Below are 22,235 nucleotides of genomic sequence, written 5' to 3'. Positions count from 1 at the left end.
CCTGTTCCCCGGTGGCTCAACAAGGCGTCCAGCCAGGTCTAAAGCCCTCCGCACTGCGGAGGGCAAAAGGCTACCTTACTCGGCCTGTTCGCTCGCCGGAGCTTCCGGCGCAGCCGCAGGTTGAGACTGCTCGGTTGCTTCTTTAATGCTCAGACGTACACGGCCCTGGCGGTCAACTTCCAGAACCTTAACCGGGACTTCCTGACCCATCTGCAGATAGTCGGTCACTTTCTCTACACGCTTATCCGCGATTTGAGAGATGTGAACCAGACCTTCTTTACCGCCGCCGATGGCAACAAACGCGCCAAAGTCAACGATACGGGTCACTTTACCATTGTAGATACGGCCGACTTCGATCTCTGCGGTGATCTCTTCGATACGACGGATAGCGTATTTCGCTTTTTCACCGTCGGTCGCCGCGATCTTCACAGTACCGTCATCTTCAATTTCGATGGTGGTGCCGGTCTCTTCAGTCAGCGCGCGGATCACAGAACCGCCTTTACCGATCACGTCTTTGATCTTGTCCGTGCTGATCTTGATGGTATGGATACGCGGCGCAAATTCAGAGATATCGCCGCGCGGCGCGTTGATCGCCTGTTCCATCACGCCCAGGATGTGCAGACGCGCACCTTTAGCCTGGTTCAACGCAACCTGCATGATCTCTTTGGTGATACCTTCAATTTTGATATCCATCTGCAGCGCAGAGATACCGTCGCGGGAACCCGCCACTTTGAAGTCCATATCGCCCAGGTGATCTTCGTCGCCCAGAATGTCAGACAGTACAACGTAGTTGTCGCCTTCTTTCACCAGACCCATAGCGATACCTGCTACGGCAGCTTTAATTGGCACGCCAGCGTCCATCAGCGCCAGAGAAGCGCCGCACACGGAAGCCATAGAGGAAGAACCGTTGGATTCGGTGATTTCAGACACCACGCGAACGGTGTACGGGAATTTATCCATGTCCGGCATCACTGCCAGCACGCCGCGCTTCGCCAGACGACCGTGACCAATTTCACGACGCTTCGGAGAACCGACCATGCCGGTTTCGCCTACGGAGTACGGAGGGAAGTTGTAGTGGAACAGGAAGCTGTCAGTGCGCTCGCCCATCAGTTCATCAAGCACCTGCGCGTCACGGGCAGTACCCAGAGTCGCGGTAACCAGCGCCTGCGTTTCACCACGGGTAAACAGAGCGGAACCGTGAGTACGCGGCAGTACGCCAGTGCGCACGTCCAGACCACGAATCATGTCTTTTTCACGGCCATCAATACGCGGCTCGCCTGCCAGTACGCGGCTACGCACCACGTTTTTCTCGATGGCGTGCAGGATTTCGCCCAGCTCGTTAGCATCCAGAGTTTCATCTTCTGCAATAAGCTGCTCGATGGTTTCGGATTTGATTACGTCAACCTGAGCATAGCGCTCTTGTTTATCGGTGATGCGGTACGCGTCGCTCAGACGAGATTCAGCAAGCGCAGCAACACGCGCGTTCAACGCGTCGTTGACGGCTTCCGGCTGCCAGTCCCAACGCGGTTTACCGGCTTCTTTCACCAGATCGTTGATCGCCTGGATAACAACCTGCTGCTGCTCGTGACCGAATACCACCGCGCCCAGCATAGTGTCTTCACTCAGCAGTTCAGCTTCGGATTCCACCATCAGCACAGCCGCTTCGGTACCGGCAACCACCAGGTCCAGCTTGCTTTCTTTCAGCTCGTCCTGGGTCGGGTTCAGCACGTACTGGTCATTGATGTAACCTACGCGCGCCGCGCCGATTGGGCCGTTGAACGGAATGCCGGACAGCGACAGCGCAGCAGATGCGCCGATCATGGCAACGATGTCTGGGTTAACCTGCGGGTTAACGGAAACGACGGTCGCAATAACCTGCACTTCGTTAACGAAGCCTTCCGGGAACAGCGGACGAACCGGGCGGTCAATCAGACGCGCGATCAGGGTTTCGCCTTCGCTTGGACGGCCTTCACGACGGAAGAAGCTGCCCGGGATACGACCAGCAGCGTAGGTACGCTCCTGATAGTTAACGGTCAGTGGGAAGAAGTCCTGGCCTGGCTTGGCTTTTTTCTGGCCGACAACGGTAACGAATACGGCGGTGTCATCCATGCTTACCATAACAGCGGCAGTGGCCTGACGCGCCATCATGCCAGTTTCCAGCGTAACGGTATGCTGACCGTACTGGAATTTACGAACGATCGGATTAAGCAAAATAATATCCTTTCCAATTTTTGACGGCATAATACGCGCCGTCGTTAATACCCGATCTTCTGCGCATCCTCGCGACTAATGACAACCCTAACCCTGATATGGGTAAAGCCTCTCATTAGCCGCGCGAACCTCTGCAACGGAAGATCATTCATAGCAACAATACATTAGTTTCCAGCGAATTGCTGCCATCTGCTGGAAAAAAGGGGCCATGAAGGCCCCCTCTTTCTGAAACTCGAAAGAATTAGCGACGCAGACCCAGACGCTCAATCAGCGCGGTGTAGCGTGCAACATCTTTACGTTTCAGGTAGTCGAGCAGTTTACGACGCTGAGAAACCATACGCAGCAGACCACGACGGCTGTGGTGATCTTTTTTATGCTCTGCAAAGTGACCCTGCAGGTGGTTAATCTGTGCAGTCAACAGAGCAACCTGAACATCGGTAGAACCGGTGTCGTTTGCGTCACGACCGAACTCAGAAACGATTTTAGCTGTAGCTTCAGTACTTAGAGACATTTTAAAACTCCAAAGTATTTAAGAATGAGAGGACGCCGATCTCTAATTCAGCGATCCCAGTGTACGCCGCGTAAACTGTTAAATAATTTACGCGACGTTAAGCGGCGGTATTCTACTCGCAGCGCTCTCTTATCGCAAGACGAAGCGACATTACGCTGGGTACTCTACTACCAGCCGACGAGGCGCGACACGGCCTTCGTCGTCAATTTCGCCCATACCGATAAATTTATCGTCTTCACCTTCCGTCACACGAACCAGTCCCTTCAACGGCGCGCCCGTGGTACGAACCGGGTTGCCATTTTTGAAGTATACCGAAGATGTTAACGGCAGATTAACAACAGGATAGTCCGAAGCTGGACTGTCCATTGGCATCAATAATGGATCGAGCAACTGCGCCGCCGGAACGCCCTGCTGCTCCGCCTGTGCTACCAGCTCGCGCAAGTGCTCCAGCGTCACCATACGATCCACCGGATACTTGCTGACCGTCAGACGACGCAGGTAGGTTACGTGCGCGCCACAGCCCAGTTTCTCACCTAAATCATCAATAATGGTACGAATATAGGTGCCTTTGGAGCAATGAACTTCCAGCTCCAGCTCGTTACCTTCATGGCGAATAAACAGCAGCTCATAGACGGTAATCGGGCGGGCTTCGCGCGGCACTTCGATACCCTGGCGGGCATATTCGTACAGCTTCTTGCCCTGATACTTCAGCGCCGAATACATCGAGGGAATCTGTTCGATATCCCCACGAAAGGTCTCCAGCGCGCTCGCAAGCTGCTCAGCGCTGAAAGTCACCGGACGCTCCTGCACGATTTGACCATCGGCGTCAGAGGTATCCGTGCGCTGCCCCAGACGGGCAATAACACGATAGCGTTTGTCAGAATCCAGCAGGTACTGCGAAAATTTTGTCGCTTCGCCGAGGCAAATCGGCAACATGCCGGTCGCCAGCGGGTCCAGCGCGCCGGTATGCCCGGCGCGGTTGGCATTGTAGATGCGCTTAACTTTCTGCAGCACGTCATTGCTGGACATACCCTGCGGCTTATCCAGCAGCAGAACGCCGTGAATGTCGCGGCCACGACGACGAGGACGACTCATCAGTCCTCCTTGCTGTCGTCCGGGTTCACACGACGTTCTTCGTCATGTTTCACCACGTTAGTCACCAGGTTGGACATACGCATCCCTTCCACCAGCGAGTTGTCGTAGAAGAAGGTCAGTTCCGGCACGATGCGCAGACGCATCGCTTTACCCAGCAAGCTGCGGATGAAACCAGACGCTTCCTGCAACGCTTTGATGCCCGCTTTTACTGCGTCTTCATCTTTGTCGTTCAAAAAGGTGACAAACACTTTGGCATAGGCCAGGTCACGGGACATTTCGACACCGGAGACGGTAGTCATCATGCCCAGGCGCGGGTCTTTAATTTCGCGCTGCAGGATGATTGCGATCTCTTTTTGCATCTCTTGCGCTACGCGCTGAGGGCGACCAAATTCTTTCGCCATAATAAATTCTCCAGAATAAAGACAAAAAAGGGGCCATAAGCCCCTTTTTAAATTTCTTGCCGGGTGGCGCTTCGCTTACCCGGCCTACGCCTAATCATCTTCTAAGGATTTTGGATTGCAACAAGGCGGCAAGCTCGTAAATCCCCGGGAGCATAGATAACTATGTGACCGGGGTGAGCGAGCGCAGCCAACGCCGTTGCGGACCAAAAGACGACGAAGATTAAGCGATGGTACGTTGGATCTCGATAATCTCGAACACTTCAATCATATCGCCAACGCGAACGTCGTTGTAGTTCTTCACGCCGATACCACATTCCATGCCGTTACGGACTTCGTTAACGTCATCTTTGAAGCGGCGCAGGGATTCCAGCTCGCCTTCATAGATAACCACGTTGTCACGCAGAACGCGGATTGGGTTATGGCGTTTAATCGTACCTTCGGTAACCATACAGCCCGCGATCGCGCCGAATTTCGGCGATTTGAACACATCGCGCACTTCAGCCAGACCGATGATCTGCTGTTTCAGTTCCGGAGACAGCATACCGCTCATCGCCGCTTTCACTTCGTCGATCAGGTTATAGATGACGGAGTAGTAACGCAGATCCAGGCTTTCAGATTCGATCACTTTACGCGCAGAGGCATCAGCACGAACGTTGAAGCCCACCAGAATGGCGTTGGACGCCGCAGCCAGGGTCGCGTCGGTTTCGGTGATACCACCTACGCCAGAACCGATGATCTTCACTTTCACTTCGTCGGTAGACAGTTTCAGCAAGGAGTCGGAGATCGCTTCCACAGAACCCTGTACGTCGGCCTTCAGCACGATGTTCACTTCGTGAACTTCGCCTTCGGTCATGTTGGCGAACATGTTCTCGAGTTTAGATTTCTGCTGACGCGCCAGTTTAACTTCACGGAATTTACCCTGACGATACAGAGCAACTTCACGCGCTTTCTTCTCGTCACGAACCACGGTCACTTCGTCACCCGCAGCCGGAACGCCGGACAGGCCGAGGATTTCCACCGGAATGGACGGACCCGCTTCCAGCACTTCCTGACCCAGTTCGTTACGCATCGCACGCACGCGACCGTATTCGAAGCCACACAGCACGATATCGCCCTTATGCAGCGTACCTTCGCGTACCAGAACGGTAGCCACCGGACCACGACCTTTATCCAGGAAGGATTCGATCACCGCGCCGCTCGCCATACCTTTGCGTACCGCTTTCAGTTCCAGAACTTCGGCCTGCAGCAGGATAGCGTCCAGCAGTTCGTCGATACCGGTACCCGCTTTCGCAGACACGTGAACGAACTGGCTCTCGCCGCCCCACTCTTCCGGCAGAATGCCGTACTGGGACAGTTCGTTCTTAACGCGATCCGGATCGGCTTCCGGCTTATCGATTTTGTTCACCGCAACCACGACCGGCACACCTGCCGCTTTCGCGTGCTGGATAGCTTCGATAGTCTGCGGCATCACGCCGTCGTCTGCCGCTACCACCAGAACCACGATATCCGTTGCCTGGGCGCCGCGAGCACGCATAGAAGTAAACGCGGCGTGGCCCGGGGTGTCCAGGAAGGTGATCATCCCGTTGTCAGTTTCAACGTGGTAGGCACCGATGTGCTGGGTAATGCCGCCCGCTTCGCCAGAGGCCACTTTCGTGGAACGAATGTAGTCCAGCAGAGAGGTTTTACCGTGGTCAACGTGGCCCATGATGGTCACAACCGGTGCGCGCGGTTCAGCCGCAGCGCCGGTATCACGGTCGCTCATTACCGCTTCTTCCAGTTCGTTTTCACGACGCAGGATAACTTTGTGGCCCATCTCTTCGGCAACCAGCTGTGCGGTTTCCTGGTCGATGACCTGGTTGATGGTGGCCATGGCGCCCAGCTTCATCATCGCTTTGATGACCTGAGAGCCTTTAACCGCCATCTTGTTCGCCAGTTCGCCAACGGTGATGGTTTCACCGATCACCACGTCACGGTTAACGGCCTGAGCGGGCTTCTGGAAGCCTTGCTGTAAAGAAGACCCTTTACGCTTGCCGCCTTTACCGCCGCGAACCGCAGCACGCGCTTCTTCGCGATCGGCTTTGGATTCGGCATGTTTGCCTTTTTTCGCCGGACGCGCCGCTTTTGCATTACGGCCACGACCACGACCGCCTTCAACTTCACGATCGTTTTCGTCTTCGGCCTGGCGAGCGTGCTGAGAAGTGGTGACATGATAGTCACTGGTGTCTTCTACTGGCTCAGGCGTTGCGGTCCATTTGTTTTCTTCCGCCATGCGGCGAGCTTCTTCTGCTACACGACGCGCTTCTTCTTCGAGTTTGCGACGTGCTTCTTCTTCCGCTTTACGCTTCAGCTCTGCAGCTTCATTCTCACGGCGGGCTTTTTCGGCCTGGGCGGTTTTGGTCATATCGTCAGTCTGTTGATTGCTCACTTTGTCTTTTTCCGCAGCTTCACGTTTCGCTTTTTCAGCGGCTTCACGCTTAGCTTGTTCTGCGGCCTCGCGTTCAGCTTTTTGTTGCGCCTCGCGTTTGGCCTGTTCTTCTGCCTCACGACGGGCTTGCTCTTCCGCTTCACGCTGCGCCTGCTCTTCCGCGGCCAGGCGTTCAGCCTCTTGCGGATCGCGTTTCACAAAGGTGCGCTTCTTGCGGACTTCGATTTGTACCGATTTACTTTTTCCACCGGTACCTGGAATATTCAGGGTACTGCGCGTCTTACGCTGCAGCGTCAGTTTATCGGGACCAGAAACCGCTTCGCGGTTCAGGTGCGCCAGTAAAGTCTGTTTTTCTTGTGCGGACACAGAGTCGTCAGCAGATTTCCGGATACCTGCATCAGCAAACTGCTGTACCAGGCGATCCACGGAAACCTGTCTCTCTGCGGCCAGCGCTTTTAGGGTTACATCTGTCATGCTGTTCCTTCCTGCTACAGTTTATTACGCTTCGTCGCCGAACCAGCAAATATTACGGGCAGCCATAATCAGCTCACCGGCTTTTTCGTCGGTCAACCCTTCGATATCAGCCAGATCATCAATGCCCTGGTCGGCGAGATCTTCCAGCGTACAAACACCACGAGCCGCCAGTTTGAAAGCCATATCGCGATCTAATCCTTCCAGATTCAGCAGATCGTCAGCCGGTTTGTTATCACCGAGGCTTGCTTCCTGGTCCTGCGCCAGAGTGGCCAGTGCGTTTTTAGCACGCTCGCGCAGTGCTTCAACGGTCGGCTCATCAAGGCCGTCAATTTCCAGCAGTTCTTTCATTGGCACATAGGCCAGTTCTTCGAGCGTGGAGAAACCTTCTTCTACCAGAACGGTCGCGAACTCTTCATCAATATCAAGATATTTAGTAAAGATCTCGATAGCGGCATGTGCTTCAGCCTGATGTTTAGCCTGCAAGTCATCAACGGTCATTACGTTGAGTTCCCAGCCGCTCAATTGCGAAGCCAGGCGGACGTTCTGACCATTACGTCCGATCGCCTGCGCCAGATTACCGGCTTCAACGGCGATATCCATGGTATGTTTATCTTCGTCCACCACGATAGACGCGACGTCTGCCGGCGCCATCGCATTAATGACGAACTGCGCCGGGTTATCATCCCACAGCACGATATCGATACGCTCACCGCCCAGTTCGGTAGAGACCGCCTGAACGCGCGCGCCGCGCATCCCCACGCAAGCGCCGACCGGATCGATACGTTTATCGTTGGTTTTCACTGCGATTTTCGCACGAGAACCCGGATCGCGAGCCGCCGCTTTAATTTCAATCACTTCTTCGCCGATTTCCGGCACTTCGATGCGGAACAGTTCGATCAGCATTTCCGGCTTGGAACGGGTGACGAACAGCTGCGCGCCACGCGCTTCCGGGCGAACAGCATACAGCACGCCGCGAATACGGTCGCCAGGACGGAAGTTTTCGCGCGGCAGCATATCTTCACGCAGAATCACCGCTTCAGCGTTACCGGCCATCCCTTCAGATTTAATTTCCAGAGAGATATTGTCGCGGTTTACTTTCTTCACCACGCCAGTGACGATTTCGCCTTCCTGGTCGCGGAACTGATCGACAACCATCGCCCGTTCGGCTTCACGCACTTTCTGCACGATAACCTGTTTCGCAGTCTGCGTGGTGATACGGTCAAAGGTGACAGATTCAATCTGATCTTCAACATAGTCGCCGACATTCAGACTTTCGTCTTCAAAGCGCGCCGCTTCCAGCGTAATTTCCTTCGTCGGCATGGTCACTTCTTCAACGATCAACCAACGGCGGAAAGTATCAAAATCACCGCTTTTACGATCGATTTCTACACGAACATCGATCTCCTGCTCATATTTTTTCTTTGTTGCTGTCGCCAGCGCACTTTCCAGCGCTTCAAAAATTTTTTCGCGTGGCAGCGCTTTTTCGTTGGAGACGGCTTCAACAACAGCCAAAATTTCTTTGTTCATCGCGGGCTTTTCACCTCATCCAGACTGTTAAAAGTGGGGAACCAGGTTCGCCTTCTGGATATTACTCAGCGCGAACACTTCATCTTTGCCTTCGACTGTGACGGTAATCATTTCACCGTCCACCGCTTTGATAATGCCCTGCCACTTGCGACGGTTCTGTACCGCCATGCGAAGAACCAGCGCGACTTCTTCACCCTGGAAACGCGCATAATGATCGGCAGTGAACATAGGACGGTCGAGACCCGGTGACGAGACTTCAAGGTTGTAAGCCACGGAGATAGGATCTTCAACGTCCAGCACCGCGCTTACCTGGTGGCTCACATCAGCACAATCATCAACATTGATGCCATCTTCACTATCAATATAGATGCGCAGTGTGGATGTGCGACCGCGAATAAATTCGATGCCGACCAGCTCGTAGCCTAAGGCTTCAACTGGCGCTGTAATCATCTCTGTTAATTTTTGCTCTAATGTGGACAAGCCCACCCCCAAGACATAAAAAAAGGGCCTAAAGCCCAGTTATTCTGTAGTCAGATAACAAAAAACCCCGATAAATCGGGGCTTTAGATAACTGAACCCTATAACCGCAACGGCGGTCTGGTGTACCTTCCGAAAGAATTTTTTTCAAATCCAGCTACGAAGGACATAATCTTCACAGTATATTTGAAAAAGAACTCTAAGGGAAAGTGGTTGCGGGGGCCGGATTTGAACCGACGACCTTCGGGTTATGAGCCCGACGAGCTACCAGGCTGCTCCACCCCGCGCCTGAAACGTGGCAAATTCTACTCGTTTTGGGCAAAATTTGCAAATACTGCTGGGATTTGGTACCGAGGACGGGACGTAAAATCTGCGCACAGTATAGTGACCAGGCATGAGTTATGTCAACCCTATTCCCAATATGCAGATGAATGAATACCACTCTTCGTTATACTCATCCCACCTCTCCGGCTTATACATGCATTTCACAACGTTATTTCAGTAAACCTTCACTAAACGCTTCCTGTCTCTGCTAAAAGATGATTAAATGAAAACTCATTTATTTTGCATAAAAATGCACTAAAGCAGAAACCGATCTCATTATCAGTCAATCAAGCAGGGTTCTATTCTATGACGACGATTCTTAAGCATCTTCCAGCAGGTCAACGTATTGGTATCGCTTTTTCCGGCGGTCTGGACACCAGCGCCGCACTGCTGTGGATGCGACAAAAAGGAGCTGTCCCATATGCTTATACTGCGAATCTGGGACAACCGGATGAGGATGACTATGACGCCATTCCTCGTCGCGCAATGGAGTATGGCGCAGAGAATGCTCGCCTGATTGATTGCCGCAAGCAGTTGGTTGCAGAAGGGATCGCAGCGATTCAGTGCGGCGCTTTCCATAATACGACTGGCGGACTGACCTATTTCAATACCACGCCGCTGGGCCGTGCCGTGACCGGCACGATGCTGGTCGCCGCGATGAAAGAAGACGGCGTGAATATCTGGGGCGACGGCAGCACCTATAAAGGCAACGATATTGAACGTTTCTATCGTTACGGCTTGCTGACCAACGCCGAGCTGCAGATTTACAAACCGTGGCTGGATACCGACTTTATCGATGAGCTGGGCGGCCGTCATGAGATGTCTGAATTTATGATTGCCTGCGGTTTCGACTATAAGATGTCAGTCGAAAAAGCCTACTCCACCGACTCCAACATGCTCGGCGCCACGCATGAAGCGAAAGATCTGGAGTTTCTTAACTCCAGCGTCAAGATCGTCAACCCGATTATGGGCGTGAAGTTCTGGGACGAGAGCGTGAAGATCCCGGCAGAAGAGGTGACCGTCCGCTTCGAGCAGGGCCACCCTGTTGCCCTGAACGGTAAAACCTTCAGCGATGATGTTGAGATGATGCTGGAAGCGAACCGCATCGGCGGCCGTCACGGCCTGGGTATGAGCGACCAAATTGAAAACCGCATCATTGAAGCAAAAAGCCGCGGTATTTATGAAGCCCCCGGAATGGCACTGCTGCACATCGCTTACGAGCGTCTGTTGACCGGTATTCACAACGAAGACACCATTGAGCAATATCACTCTCATGGTCGTCAGTTGGGCAAACTGCTGTATCAGGGCCGCTGGTTCGACTCGCAGGCGCTGATGCTGCGTGACGGCCTGCAACGTTGGGTCGCCAGCCAGATTACCGGTGAAGTGACGTTGGAGCTGCGTCGCGGCAACGACTACTCCATCCTGAACACCGTGTCAGACAACCTGACCTATAAGGCTGAGCGTCTGACCATGGAGAAAGGCGAGTCCGTATTCTCACCGGACGATCGTATTGGCCAGTTGACCATGCGTAATCTGGACATTACCGATACCCGCGAGAAACTGTTCGGCTACGCGAAAGCGGGTCTGTTAACCGCCTCTTCCGCGACCGGTCTGCCGCAGGTTGAGAACCTGGAAAACAAAGGCAAATAAGCCCGCGTCGTTGATGCAACAGGCCGCGAAAGCGGCCTTTTTTGTGAATATCACCCCAGGTTGATGCAAATGGCTGATTTGCCGGTTAATCTAACTGGACAACATTTCGCACCCTGTCAAAGCATTGTGCAGCCATGTCTTTTTCAGTCATCATTATATAGTCAATGCCCCCGCCAAAATCCGGCCCAGCGACAGCCAGTAATGCTGTTGTAGAATGAATTTCTTCATCCCAGCTAAAAAGCTGTCGCCACCTTGTATCATTTTGATTCAGTTCATCTTCCACACTACGTTGGAGAGGAATTGTCCACCCTCCCAGAAGATCGCCGGAATAGCAGGCATCAACTCGATACGGGTTGTCCTGTTCGTAATCACTTAACGCGTCATACCATGATTCATACGCTTTCTGCTGCGTAACGCTTAACCCCTCGCAGACTGACGAAACACTGATAACGGAAAGAGGTTCCAGGCACTCAACCTGTGTACACAATTGCCATGGTTCACGAAATTCAATCTTATTGTAAAAAGCCAGCAAGTCATCTGGCACAGCTAGCGTGCTTAATGTATCTACCTCAACATCGTGCCAGAAAACAAAGGGCTGCCGATCTTCCCAGGTAACATCGACAAAGAAGCTCAATACCCCCCGCCTGGGAAGCAGTGGATCAAACCCCGGGAGTAACGCCAGGTCACTCAAGTTTAGTTGGGCAACGAAAGCAAGCGGAAAATCAACCAACTGATTCTCTATGCGGATGTCAATTTCGGTTAATAACCGCTGCTGCACTAACCGATACTTTTCCTCGTCAAAATCTTCCGCTGGCTGCCCAAGCAGCTTACGCCCTTCATTGAGCAGCTCATAACTCATTTTCATTTCATGAACAAACCTAGCATTTCGCGTTTTTTCAGCTTTCAGCTTTAGTACGCGAGATGTGGCATTAACCGATTTTTTTCGTATAGGCCAGCTTTGTCCTAATGGCCAGTCGGGTAGACCGCCCAACCGCGATGCCCCCACCTTTACTGTTTCCATATCCCGCAGACAACGTTTAAATGCAATAGCAGCACGTGCCTGTTGCACGACTTTCTCCTGAATAGCAGAGCTCAAATTGGATGTGCGCAATTCAGCAATCAATCCAGCACGATCGAAAAATAAACTCATTAATCTCTTCCTTAGATATTCGGCTCAGTGCAAAGGAAGATTAGATAAAACTACTTGAGCAAAAGATATGGAGGGGGATAACAGATACAAGCATTTCAGATTATAGCTGAGCAACTACTGGCTTCAATGAACGAAGATGATCTCGTAATCGGTGGAGTGAACCTGACGCAGGGAGATCACCAGAGAGGACATACATGAGTATGTATGGAGGGCTATCTCAACGTATTGACGGGGCCATGCCAGGGACGCGTGTAAGCGTGCTTCAACCTCCTCTCTGAGAGCAGTTTCAACAGACGAAAAAAAAAGACGCTTTTCAGCGTCTCTTTTCTGGAATATTGGTACCGAGGACGGGACTTGAACCCGTAAGCCCTATTGGGCACTACCACCTCAAGGTAGCGTGTCTACCAATTCCACCACCTCGGCACGGATACTGCTATTAGCGCGGGATATCGCTGGTCGGCTGGGCCGGTGCAGCAGGTTGAGTCTGCTCGGTCTTCGCCGGCGCGCTCAGATTTTCCCACTCGCTTCCTTTATTGGTTTTATTGCTATTGATATTACCCAACACCAGACTGATGATGAAGAACAGCGTCGCCAATACCGCCGTCATTCGGGTCATGAAGTTACCAGAACCACTTGAACCAAATAGCGTAGCGGAAGCGCCTGCTCCGAAGGAGGCTCCCATATCAGCGCCTTTACCTTGCTGCAGCATGATCAGACCTACAAGGCCAATTGCCACAATAAGGAAAACAACTAAAAGAGCTTCGTACATAATCAACCTGTTCCTTGCGGAGTTGCCGCGTACCAATGCTTCTACCAATAAAGCGGGATTTTTACTGTTTCCCACTGAAGCGGGTGTGAATACTAACCAAAGCGAATGACCTTCGCAAGGGCAATTTAAGCGCATTGTATCAACTGCGGAAAAAAACAGCAAAAGCGTTGTTTTTTGCGGGCCGTAAGGCGGCAACCGCCGCCTTTTTAGTCACTTAAACGCTTAAACGGCTTTTACCGCATCCGCGATACGATGGGCGAATGCCGTAACCTGCGCTTCATCCTCGCCTTCAACCATCACGCGAATCAGCGGTTCGGTACCGGATTTACGTAGCAGTACCCGCCCACGATTGCCGAGCGTGGCTTCTACGTCCGCCGTTACCGCTTTCACCGCTTCATTTTCCAGCGGATCGCCGCTACCGGCGGTGTAACGCACGTTAACCAGAATCTGCGGGAACATTTTCATACCGCTGCACAGATCGTGCAGACTCATATGATTACGCACCATCGCCGCCAGAACTTGTAGCCCCGCTACAATACCGTCGCCAGTGGTCGTTTTATCCAACAGAATAACGTGACCAGAGTTTTCCGCGCCGATGCGCCAGCCTTTTTCCTGCAATTTTTCCAGCACGTAGCGGTCGCCCACTTTCGCCCGGGCAAACGGAATGCCAAGCTGCTTGAGCGCCAACTCCAGCCCCATATTGCTCATCAGCGTCCCCACCGCGCCGCCGCGCAGTTGCCCCTGGCGCAGCCCTTCGCGCGCGATGATATACATGATCTGATCGCCATCGACTTTATTGCCTTCATGGTCAACCATGATGACCCGGTCGCCGTCGCCGTCAAGCGCGATGCCGAGGTCCGCCTTCTCCGCCAACACGCGCGCCTGCAACGCGCGCACGTCGGTCGCGCCCACTTCTTCGTTAATGTTGACGCCGTTTGGCTCACAGCCGATGGCGATAACGGTCGCGCCCAGCTCGCGCAGCACATTTGGCGCGATATGGTAGGTAGCGCCGTTGGCGCAATCCACAACCACTTTCAGGCCATTGAGGCTCAGTTCGTTCGGAAAGGTGCCTTTACAGAACTCAATATAGCGTCCGGCGGCATCGACGATGCGGCTCGCTTTCCCCAGCTCGGCGGAGTCTACGCAGGTGATCTCTTTTTCCATTTCGGCTTCGATGGCTTCTTCCACATCGTCAGGCAGTTTCGTACCGTCGATAGAGAAGAATTTAATGCCGTTATCATAGAACGGGTTATGCGAAGCCGAGATAACGATACCCGCCTCCGCGCGGAAAGTCCGCGTCAGATAGGCGACGGCTGGCGTTGGCATAGGCCCGGTAAACGAGGCCGACAGTCCCGCAGCGGCAAGGCCCGCCTCCAGCGCGGACTCCAGCATATAGCCGGAAATACGCGTATCTTTACCGATAATGATTTTACGCGAACCATGACGCGCCAGCACTTTTCCGGCAGCCCAACCCAGTTTAAGCACGAAATCAGGTGTAATGGGGGCATTGCCTACACGTCCGCGAATCCCATCGGTACCGAAATATTTACGATTACTCATAGCGTTTGTTTCCCTTTGCAGACAGAGTGGCTTCTACCACCCGCATCGCCTCTACGGTTTCTTTGACGTCATGGACGCGAATGATCTGCGCGCCCTGCATCGCGGCAATTACCGCGCACGCAAGGCTGCCGTTCAGACGGTCTGATGGTCCCACGTTAAGTAACTGACCAACCATCGTTTTACGTGACATGCCCACCAGCAGCGGCAGGTTAAAATGATGAAACTCACCCAGTCGCGCCAGTAAGGTATAATTGTGAGAGAGATTTTTACCGAAACCGAATCCGGGGTCGAGCAACAATTTCTCTTTTGCGATGCCAGCCTTCTCACAACGTGCTATTTGCTCAATAAAGTAGCGATTCACCTCGGCAAAGACATCGTCATATTTCGGCGCCTCCTGCATGGTTTTGGGGTTGCCCTGCATGTGCATAAGACTGACCGGCAAGCCGGTTTCCGCTGCCGCTTCCAACGCGCCGGGCTCGGAGAGCGAACGGACATCATTGATAATATGCGCGCCCGCCCTTGCCGCTTCACGGATCACCTCGGGTTTAGAGGTATCCACAGAAATCCACACTTCAAAACGTTGCGCGATTGCTTCCAGTACCGGAATAACGCGATCCAGCTCTTCTTCCACGCTCACTTCCGCCGCGCCTGGTCGCGTTGATTCCCCCCCCACATCAATAATTGTCGCCCCGGCATTCACCATTAAATTCGCATGTTTCACAGCCTCAATCAGCGTGTTATGCGCGCCGCCGTCGGAGAACGAATCCGGCGTTACGTTCAGGATACCCATAACATGCGGATGAGTGAGATCGAGCGTGGCGCCCTGAGCGAAGAGTTTCATGGTCAAAATCCCTGTTTTATTTATGGTGAGTTAAAAAAAGAAAAACCCCGGGGCAAGCCCCAGGGTTTCGGTGAGCGCTAAACAAAATGTTGTACAACAAACGCTTATTTGTCGCCCAGCTGCTCTGACATCGTGTTGCCCGGGTTCGGCGTGCGTGGTTCATCAACCGGACGCGGCGCCTGAGGCGTACCATTGCTGTCAGAGTTATTGGTGCCGTTTGGATCTTCCCAGCCCGCAGGCGGACGCACTTCACGACGCGCCATCAGGTCATCAATCTGCGGCGCATCGATGGTTTCATATTTCATCAGCGCATCTTTCATCGCGTGCAGAATATCCATATTGTCAGTCAGGATCTGACGAGCGCGATTGTAGTTACGTTCAATCAGCGCTTTCACTTCCTGGTCGATGATACGCGCAGTTTCATCAGACATATGTTTCGCTTTTGCGACGCTACGGCCGAGGAACACTTCGCCCTCTTCTTCCGCGTACAGCAACGGACCAAGTTTCTCCGAGAAGCCCCACTGGGTGACCATGTTACGCGCCAGGTTAGTCGCGACTTTAATGTCGTTCGACGCGCCGGTAGAAACATGCTCAACGCCGTAGATAATCTCTTCCGCCAGCCGACCGCCGTACAGCGTGCTGATTTGGCTTTCCAGCTTCTGACGGCTGGCGCTGATCGCGTCGCCTTCAGGTAGGAAGAAGGTCACGCCCAGCGCACGACCACGCGGGATAATCGTCACTTTGTGCACCGGATCGTGTTCCGGCACCAGGCGACCGATAATCGCGTGGCCCGCTTCGTGGTACGCGGTCGACTCTTTCTGCGCTTCCGTCATCACCATGGAGCGACGTTCGGCGCCCATCATGATTTTGTCTTTCGCTTTCTCGAACTCAACCATCGACACAACGCGCTTGTTGCCGCGTGCGGCAAACAGCGCCGCTTCGTTGACCAGGTTCGCCAGGTCCGCACCGGAGAAGCCCGGCGTACCGCGCGCAATGATCGCCGCATCAATATCCGTCGCTAACGGTACGCGACGCATATGCACCTTCAAAATCTGCTCACGACCGCGTACATCCGGCAGGCCTACCACCACCTGACGATCAAAACGGCCTGGACGCAGCAGCGCCGGGTCCAGAACGTCCGGACGGTTAGTTGCGGCGATAACGATGATACCTTCGTTACCTTCGAAGCCGTCCATCTCAACCAGCATCTGGTTCAACGTCTGCTCACGTTCATCGTGACCGCCGCCCAGACCTGCGCCACGCTGGCGGCCTACGGCGTCGATTTCATCGATGAAGATAATGCACGGCGCCGCTTTCTTGGCCTGTTCGAACATGTCACGCACACGAGACGCGCCGACACCGACGAACATTTCCACAAAGTCAGAACCGGAAATCGTAAAGAATGGCACCTTCGCTTCACCCGCAATGGCTTTTGCCAGCAGGGTTTTACCGGTACCCGGCGGGCCGACCATCAGGACGCCTTTCGGAATTTTACCGCCCAGCTTCTGGAAACGGCTCGGTTCACGCAGGTATTCAACCAGTTCCGCCACTTCTTCTTTCGCTTCGTCACAACCCGCAACGTCAGCAAACGTGGTTTTGATCTGATCTTCCGTCAGCATACGCGCCTTGCTCTTACCGAACGACATGGCGCCTTTGCCACCGCCGCCCTGCATCTGACGCATGAAGAAGATCCAGACGCCGATCAGCAACAGCATCGGGAACCAGGAAATGAAGATAGAAGCCAGCAGGCTTGGCTCTTCAGGTGGTTCGCCAACAACCTTGACGTTTTTAGTCAGCAGGTTATCAAGCAGCTTCGGATCATTAATCGGAATGTAAGTCGTGTAACGGTTACTATCTTTCTTGGTAACGTTGATCTCACGTCCGTTGATACGCGCTTCGCGAACCTGGTCCTGATTGACCTCTTGCAGGAAGGTAGAGTAATCCACCTTACGGCCATTAGACTCGCTGGGCCCAAAGCTCTGGAATACTGACATCAGCACAACGGCAATGACCAGCCAGAGTATTAGGTTTTTCGCCATGTCACTCAAGGGATTAACCTCTTATTACAACTGTGTTAAAAACAGCGTCAGGATACTCTATATCCAGTTTCTTTCAAACCTTACGTCTGAAATCTGCCGGTTATCACTTTCGCCCGGTCGCTACAATGTACACTTCACGCGAACGCGCACGCGAAGAGTCCGGCTTACGAACTTTAACCTTCGTAAACAGGGAGCGAATTTCCCTTAGATACTCATCGAAACCTTCGCCCTGGAACACCTTCACTACAAAACTTCCGCCTGGCGCCAGCACATCGCGGCACATCTCTAACGCCAGCTCCACCAGATACATGGCGCGGGGGATATCCACCGCCGGTGTTCCGCTCATGTTTGGTGCCATATCCGACATGACAACTTGTACTTTACTGTCACCCACGCGTTCCAGTAACGCTTTCATGACAAGTTCATCACGAAAATCGCCCTGAAGAAAGTCCACACCAACGATAGGATCCATAGGTAAAAGATCACAAGCGATGATGCGGCCTTTGCCGCCAATCTGCGTGACCACATACTGTGACCAGCCTCCTGGCGCAGCGCCGAGATCGACTACCGTCATTCCCGGCTTAAAAAGTTTGTCACTTTGCTGTATTTCATCAAGTTTAAACCAGGCACGGGAGCGTAGCCCCTTTTTCTGCGCCTGTTGAACATATTTATCGCTAAAGTGTTCCTGAAGCCAGCGGCTTGAGCTGGCAGAACGCTTTTTACCTGTCATTTAACTTTCCCGTCGGGGCAGTTCATCGTAGCCAATGGCGTAAATTTCTACACGCCTATTTGGCGATATAAGGGAGATGGCGGTAGAATGACCCGTTTTCAATCCCAACGTAAGCAAAAATATACGATGAATCTGAGTACTAAACAAAAACAGCACCTAAAAGGTCTGGCACATCCGCTCAAGCCTGTTGTTATGCTTGGCAATAATGGTTTGACCGAAGGGGTACTGGCCGAGATTGAACAAGCGTTAGAGCACCATGAACTTATCAAGGTGAAAATCGCCTCGGAAGATCGCGAAACAAAAACCTTGATCGTGGACGCTATCGTGCGCGAAACCGGCGCCTGTAACGTACAGGTCATCGGTAAAACGCTGGTGCTGTATCGCCCAACTAAAGAGCGTAAAATCTCGCTGCCGCGTTAAGGATATCCTAAAGTCGAACACAAAATCTGTGTAAAACGAGGGGTTTTCCACGAGCAGGAGAGCAAAATGCCACGCTCTCTCCGTTGATAAAAGGCCGCTATGCGGCCTTTTTCCTTTCTTTACAATACACCAACAATTTGCGTATTGAGTACTACTTAAAGGTATTCCACTTTAAGCACTTCGTATTCCACATCGCCGCCAGGCGTTTTGATCACCACGACGTCATCCTGCTCTTTGCCGATCAGGCCGCGAGCGATTGGCGAGTTTACCGAAATGAGATTTTGCTTAAAATCCGCCTCATCATCGCCAACAATGCGGTAGGTCTGCACTTCGTCAGTGTCCAGGTTCAGCACCGTGACGGTAGCGCCGAAAATCACGCGACCATTGTTCGGCATTTTAGTGACATCAATCACCTGCGCATTCGACAGTTTTGCTTCGATATCTTTAATGCGCCCTTCGCAGAAACCCTGCTGTTCGCGTGCAGCATGATACTCCGCGTTTTCTTTTAAATCGCCATGTTCGCGCGCTTCGGCGATAGCGGCGATGATTTCAGGACGGCGCACAGATTTCAGAAAATCCAGCTCTTCGCGCAGTTTTTCGGCTCCGCGTAAGGTCATCGGAATAGCTTGCATTTGTTATACCTCTTGAACATTCCTGTAGGGGGCAATGAACTCTACCCCGGCTGCTAAGCCAGCCCCGGCATATGCCATACCAGGGTCAGAAGCAAAAAAACACCAACCCGGGCGCGCAGTCCCAGGTCAGCTACAATTTCCTCTTTGATAACCATTTTACCCTGGAGTTCCCTATGGGTCATCGTTTACTTTTTAGGGCGTTGCGCCGTAGTATGACGGCTTGTTTCCAGGGTGTTAGCGCGAGATTATGCGATTTTCCAGATTTATCATCGGATTGACCACCAGTATAGCGTTCAGCGTTCAGGCCGCGAATATTGACGAATACATCAAACAGCTTCCGGCCGGCGCCAACCTCGCGCTGATGGTGCAAAAGATTGGCGCGCCCGCGCCAGCTATTGATTATCATAGTCAGCAGATGGCGCTTCCCGCCAGTACCCAAAAGGTGATTACCGCGCTGGCGGCGCTGATTCAACTCGGCCCGGATTTCCGTTTTACGACCACGCTGGAGACTAAAGGCAACGTCGATAACGGCATCCTGAAAGGTGACGTAATTGCGCGCTTCGGTGGCGATCCAACGCTAAGACGTCAGGATATTCGCAATATGGTCGCGACGCTGAAAAAGTCAGGCGTCACGCAAATCGACGGTAATGTGCTTATCGATACGTCGATTTTCGCCAGCCACGATAAAGCGCCAGGCTGGCCGTGGAACGACCTGACGCAGTGTTTCAGCGCGCCTCCCGCCGCCGCCATTGTTGACCGCAACTGTTTTTCTGTGTCGCTTTATAGCGCGCAAAAACCAAACGATTTAGCCTTTATTCGCGTGGCCTCTTATTATCCGGTAACGATGTTCAGCCAGGTACGGACTCTGCCGCGCGGTTCGGCAGACGCGCAGTATTGCGAGCTGGATGTTGTGCCTGGCGATTTGAACCGTTATACGCTTACCGGCTGTTTACCACAGCGCGCCGACCCGCTGCCGCTGGCCTTTGCTATTCAGGACGGCGCCAGCTACGCGGGCGCGATCCTCAAGCAGGAACTGAAAGAGGCCGGGATAACTTACCGCGGCACGCTGCTGCGCCAGACGCAGGTTAACGAGCCCGGAACGATCGTCGCCAGTAAACAGTCGGCGCCACTGCACGATCTGCTTAAGATTATGCTGAAAAAGTCAGACAACATGATCGCCGATACTGTTTTTCGGATGATTGGTCATGTCAGGTTTAACGTGCCTGGCACCTGGCGGGCGGGATCGGATGCCGTTCGCCAGATCCTACGCCAACAGGCGGGAATTGATATCGGCAATACCATTATTGCCGACGGTTCCGGTCTTTCTCGCCATAACCTGATCGCTCCCGCCACGATGATGCAGGTGCTGCAATATATCGCCCAACACGATAACGAGCTGAACTTTATCTCTATGCTGCCGCTGGCGGGCTATGATGGTTCATTGCAATACCGCGCCGGACTGCATCAGGCGGGCGTAGACGGTAAGGTTTCGGCGAAAACCGGGTCACTGCAGGGCGTGTATAATCTGGCGGGCTTTATTACCACCGCAAGCGGGCAACGGATGGCATTTGTACAGTATTTGTCCGGCTACGCGGTTCCACCTGCCGATCAGCGTAATCGCCGAATCCCGCTGGTACGCTTCGAGAGTCGGTTGTATAAGGATATTTATCAGACTAACTGAGTGCATTATTGCCGGATGGCGGCGCTAACGCGTCTTATCCGGCCAACAAAGAACATAATAAAACGGGCCGCAAATGCGGCCCGTTGGCTTTTGTAGGCCGGATAAGCGTAAGCGCCATCCGGCTACGAGATTAACGTTTGTAGATGAACTCGACGCCTTCTTCGTCGTCTTCATCCCAGTCGTCATCCCAGTCATCGTCTGCGTCTTCTTCCACTTCAGCCAACTGCTGGCGATGATAATCGTCCCACATGAACTCGACTTTTTCCGGCTGTTTTGCTTCTTCAGCCTGCGCGATCGGATTCTCGATGATAAAGGTCATCACATCCCAGCAGAGATCTTTCACCCCTAGCTGACTGGCGGCGGAAATCAGATAGTATTTCCCTTCCCAGCCCAACGCTTCGGCGATCGCTTTCGCTTTCTCTTCCGCTTCGGTTTTATCCATCAGATCGATCTTGTTGAACACTAACCAGCGCGGTTTAGCCGCCAGATCCTGGCTGTATTTTTCCAGTTCGCCAATAATGATACGGGCGTTTTCCACCGGATCGGAACCGTCGATCGGATCGATATCAATGAGGTGCAGCAGTACGCGGCAACGTTCGAGGTGCTTCAGGAAGCGAATCCCCAGGCCCGCGCCTTCCGCCGCGCCTTCGATCAACCCCGGAATGTCGGCCACCACAAAACTCTTTTCGCTGTCCATACGTACCACGCCCAGGCTCGGCACCAGCGTGGTAAACGGATAGTCCGCGACTTTCGGTTTTGCTGCCGATACCGCGCGAATGAACGTTGATTTACCGGCGTTTGGCATCCCCAGCATCCCGACATCCGCCAGCAGCATCAGTTCCAGCAGCAGGTCGCGCTTATCGCCCGGCGTACCATTGGTTTTCTGGCGCGGCGTACGGTTAACCGAGGATTTAAAACGGGTATTGCCTAACCCATGCCAGCCGCCCTTCGCGACCAACAGACGCTGACCGTGTTTGGTCATGTCGCCCATCGTTTCACCGGTTCCCTGGTCGATAACGCGCGTACCGACCGGCACTTTAATGGTCACGTCTTTACCGCGTTTACCGGTACAGTCGCGGCTCGCGCCATTCTGACCACGTTCAGCGCGGAACGATTTTTCAAAGCGGTAATCGATCAGCGTATTCAGGTTTTCATCGGCTTCCATCCAGACGTCGCCGCCGTCGCCGCCATCACCGCCGTCCGGGCCGCCTTTCGGGATATATTTTTCGCGGCGGAAGCTCACACAGCCATTACCGCCATCGCCTGCAACGACCAGAATCGATGCTTCATCAACAAACTTCATTTTATTCTCCGTAAA

At 53.2% G+C, this 22,235-nt stretch carries 18 protein-coding genes and 2 tRNA genes; 3 read left to right on the top strand and 17 right to left on the bottom strand.

Features of this window, described 5'->3' with window-relative positions:
• Positions 1 to 75: 75 nt before the first annotated feature.
• The 8 genes from pnp to EOS98_RS02840 all read right to left on the bottom strand — a co-directional run bounded on the left by pnp (position 76) and on the right by EOS98_RS02840 (position 9,408).
• On the bottom strand, positions 76 to 2,211 hold the full coding sequence (gene pnp / locus EOS98_RS02875; RefSeq protein WP_001670767.1) for a polyribonucleotide nucleotidyltransferase: 2,136 nt from the start codon (positions 2,209 to 2,211) through the stop codon (positions 76 to 78).
• Positions 2,212 to 2,452: 241 nt separating this feature from the next.
• Entirely contained in the window at positions 2,453 to 2,722 is a 270-nt protein-coding gene (gene rpsO, locus EOS98_RS02870; protein ID WP_000059465.1) for a 30S ribosomal protein S15, read from the bottom strand.
• A gap of 150 nt (positions 2,723 to 2,872) precedes the next feature.
• Positions 2,873 to 3,817, bottom strand: coding sequence for a tRNA pseudouridine(55) synthase TruB (gene truB, locus EOS98_RS02865; protein ID WP_000089678.1), 945 nt, complete (start codon positions 3,815 to 3,817; stop codon positions 2,873 to 2,875).
• Positions 3,817 to 4,218 carry a 30S ribosome-binding factor RbfA gene (rbfA, locus tag EOS98_RS02860; RefSeq protein ID WP_001040199.1) on the bottom strand — a complete coding sequence of 134 codons (402 nt, stop codon included), beginning with the start codon at positions 4,216 to 4,218 and terminating at the stop codon, positions 3,817 to 3,819. The genes truB and rbfA overlap by 1 nt, the downstream gene beginning before the upstream one ends.
• A gap of 220 nt (positions 4,219 to 4,438) precedes the next feature.
• On the bottom strand, positions 4,439 to 7,117 hold the full coding sequence (infB, locus tag EOS98_RS02855; RefSeq protein WP_000133064.1) for a translation initiation factor IF-2: 2,679 nt from the start codon (positions 7,115 to 7,117) through the stop codon (positions 4,439 to 4,441).
• A gap of 24 nt (positions 7,118 to 7,141) precedes the next feature.
• Entirely contained in the window at positions 7,142 to 8,644 is a 1,503-nt protein-coding gene (nusA, locus tag EOS98_RS02850) for a transcription termination factor NusA (protein ID WP_001031038.1), read from the bottom strand.
• 27 nt (positions 8,645 to 8,671) lie between these two features.
• Positions 8,672 to 9,124 (bottom strand): ribosome maturation factor RimP, encoded by a 453-nt coding sequence (gene rimP, locus EOS98_RS02845; RefSeq protein ID WP_000105461.1) that lies wholly within the window; start codon positions 9,122 to 9,124, stop codon positions 8,672 to 8,674.
• Between the two features lie 207 nt (positions 9,125 to 9,331).
• Positions 9,332 to 9,408 (bottom strand) — tRNA-Met (locus EOS98_RS02840).
• A 343-nt stretch (positions 9,409 to 9,751) separates the two neighbouring features.
• Here EOS98_RS02840 and argG point away from each other — a divergent pair.
• Positions 9,752 to 11,095 (top strand): argininosuccinate synthase, encoded by a 1,344-nt coding sequence (gene argG / locus EOS98_RS02835; RefSeq protein WP_000207646.1) that lies wholly within the window; start codon positions 9,752 to 9,754, stop codon positions 11,093 to 11,095.
• A gap of 85 nt (positions 11,096 to 11,180) precedes the next feature.
• Here argG and EOS98_RS02830 read toward each other — a convergent pair whose 3' ends face one another.
• The 7 genes from EOS98_RS02830 to rlmE form a co-directional block, all read right to left on the bottom strand.
• Positions 11,181 to 12,245 (bottom strand): DUF1963 domain-containing protein, encoded by a 1,065-nt coding sequence (locus EOS98_RS02830; RefSeq protein WP_126523809.1) that lies wholly within the window; start codon positions 12,243 to 12,245, stop codon positions 11,181 to 11,183.
• A gap of 336 nt (positions 12,246 to 12,581) precedes the next feature.
• A tRNA-Leu gene (locus EOS98_RS02825) sits at positions 12,582 to 12,668 on the bottom strand.
• Positions 12,669 to 12,681: 13 nt separating this feature from the next.
• Positions 12,682 to 13,014, bottom strand: coding sequence for a preprotein translocase subunit SecG (gene secG, locus EOS98_RS02820; protein ID WP_000272680.1), 333 nt, complete (start codon positions 13,012 to 13,014; stop codon positions 12,682 to 12,684).
• A gap of 222 nt (positions 13,015 to 13,236) precedes the next feature.
• Positions 13,237 to 14,574 (bottom strand): phosphoglucosamine mutase, encoded by a 1,338-nt coding sequence (gene glmM, locus EOS98_RS02815; protein WP_000071169.1) that lies wholly within the window; start codon positions 14,572 to 14,574, stop codon positions 13,237 to 13,239.
• Positions 14,567 to 15,415 carry a dihydropteroate synthase gene (gene folP / locus EOS98_RS02810; protein WP_000764711.1) on the bottom strand — a complete coding sequence of 283 codons (849 nt, stop codon included), beginning with the start codon at positions 15,413 to 15,415 and terminating at the stop codon, positions 14,567 to 14,569. The genes glmM and folP overlap by 8 nt, the downstream gene beginning before the upstream one ends.
• A gap of 104 nt (positions 15,416 to 15,519) precedes the next feature.
• A complete protein-coding gene (gene ftsH, locus EOS98_RS02805) occupies positions 15,520 to 17,454 on the bottom strand; it encodes an ATP-dependent zinc metalloprotease FtsH (protein WP_001107481.1) in 1,935 nt (644 codons plus the stop codon).
• Positions 17,455 to 17,557: 103 nt separating this feature from the next.
• Entirely contained in the window at positions 17,558 to 18,184 is a 627-nt protein-coding gene (rlmE, locus tag EOS98_RS02800) for a 23S rRNA (uridine(2552)-2'-O)-methyltransferase RlmE (protein ID WP_000145974.1), read from the bottom strand.
• 126 nt (positions 18,185 to 18,310) lie between these two features.
• Here rlmE and yhbY point away from each other — a divergent pair, with 126 nt between their 5' ends.
• Positions 18,311 to 18,604: a ribosome assembly RNA-binding protein YhbY gene (gene yhbY / locus EOS98_RS02795; protein WP_001592995.1), complete on the top strand. Its 294-nt coding sequence runs from the start codon at positions 18,311 to 18,313 to the stop codon at positions 18,602 to 18,604.
• Positions 18,605 to 18,759: 155 nt separating this feature from the next.
• Here yhbY and greA read toward each other — a convergent pair whose 3' ends face one another.
• Positions 18,760 to 19,236, bottom strand: a complete 477-nt coding sequence (gene greA, locus EOS98_RS02790; protein WP_127821138.1) for a transcription elongation factor GreA — start codon at positions 19,234 to 19,236, stop codon at positions 18,760 to 18,762.
• Between the two features lie 247 nt (positions 19,237 to 19,483).
• Between greA and dacB the strand changes: the two genes are divergently transcribed.
• The gene (dacB, locus tag EOS98_RS02785) at positions 19,484 to 20,917 is read left to right on the top strand and encodes a serine-type D-Ala-D-Ala carboxypeptidase (protein WP_001212687.1); all 1,434 of its coding nucleotides are present in this window, start codon (positions 19,484 to 19,486) and stop codon (positions 20,915 to 20,917) included.
• Positions 20,918 to 21,047: 130 nt separating this feature from the next.
• On the opposite strand, the gene cgtA is transcribed toward dacB, so the two are convergent.
• Entirely contained in the window at positions 21,048 to 22,220 is a 1,173-nt protein-coding gene (gene cgtA / locus EOS98_RS02780; protein WP_000673556.1) for an Obg family GTPase CgtA, read from the bottom strand.
• Positions 22,221 to 22,235: the final 15 nt, after the last annotated feature.

Origin of the sequence: Salmonella sp. SSDFZ69 (assembly GCF_004010755.1) — a bacterium.
GTDB classification, from domain to species: Bacteria; Pseudomonadota; Gammaproteobacteria; order Enterobacterales; family Enterobacteriaceae; genus Salmonella; species Salmonella enterica.
This window is presented reverse-complemented; position numbering and strand designations above follow the sequence as displayed.

Excerpts from the sequence above, each read along its gene's own strand:
- rpsO (WP_000059465.1), bottom strand. The coding sequence starts at position 2,722 with ATGTCTCTAAGTACTGAAGCTACAGCTAAAATCGTTTCTGAGTTCGGT.
- truB (WP_000089678.1), bottom strand. The coding sequence starts at position 3,817 with ATGAGTCGTCCTCGTCGTCGTGGCCGCGACATTCACGGCGTTCTGCTG.
- rbfA (WP_001040199.1), bottom strand. The coding sequence starts at position 4,218 with ATGGCGAAAGAATTTGGTCGCCCTCAGCGCGTAGCGCAAGAGATGCAA.
- infB (WP_000133064.1), bottom strand. The coding sequence starts at position 7,117 with ATGACAGATGTAACCCTAAAAGCGCTGGCCGCAGAGAGACAGGTTTCC.
- nusA (WP_001031038.1), bottom strand. The coding sequence starts at position 8,644 with ATGAACAAAGAAATTTTGGCTGTTGTTGAAGCCGTCTCCAACGAAAAA.
- argG (WP_000207646.1), top strand. The coding sequence starts at position 9,752 with ATGACGACGATTCTTAAGCATCTTCCAGCAGGTCAACGTATTGGTATC.
- EOS98_RS02830 (WP_126523809.1), bottom strand. The coding sequence starts at position 12,245 with ATGAGTTTATTTTTCGATCGTGCTGGATTGATTGCTGAATTGCGCACA.
- secG (WP_000272680.1), bottom strand. The coding sequence starts at position 13,014 with ATGTACGAAGCTCTTTTAGTTGTTTTCCTTATTGTGGCAATTGGCCTT.
- glmM (WP_000071169.1), bottom strand. The coding sequence starts at position 14,574 with ATGAGTAATCGTAAATATTTCGGTACCGATGGGATTCGCGGACGTGTA.
- folP (WP_000764711.1), bottom strand. The coding sequence starts at position 15,415 with ATGAAACTCTTCGCTCAGGGCGCCACGCTCGATCTCACTCATCCGCAT.
- ftsH (WP_001107481.1), bottom strand. The coding sequence starts at position 17,454 with ATGGCGAAAAACCTAATACTCTGGCTGGTCATTGCCGTTGTGCTGATG.
- rlmE (WP_000145974.1), bottom strand. The coding sequence starts at position 18,184 with ATGACAGGTAAAAAGCGTTCTGCCAGCTCAAGCCGCTGGCTTCAGGAA.
- yhbY (WP_001592995.1), top strand. The coding sequence starts at position 18,311 with ATGAATCTGAGTACTAAACAAAAACAGCACCTAAAAGGTCTGGCACAT.
- greA (WP_127821138.1), bottom strand. The coding sequence starts at position 19,236 with ATGCAAGCTATTCCGATGACCTTACGCGGAGCCGAAAAACTGCGCGAA.
- dacB (WP_001212687.1), top strand. The coding sequence starts at position 19,484 with ATGCGATTTTCCAGATTTATCATCGGATTGACCACCAGTATAGCGTTC.
- cgtA (WP_000673556.1), bottom strand. The coding sequence starts at position 22,220 with ATGAAGTTTGTTGATGAAGCATCGATTCTGGTCGTTGCAGGCGATGGC.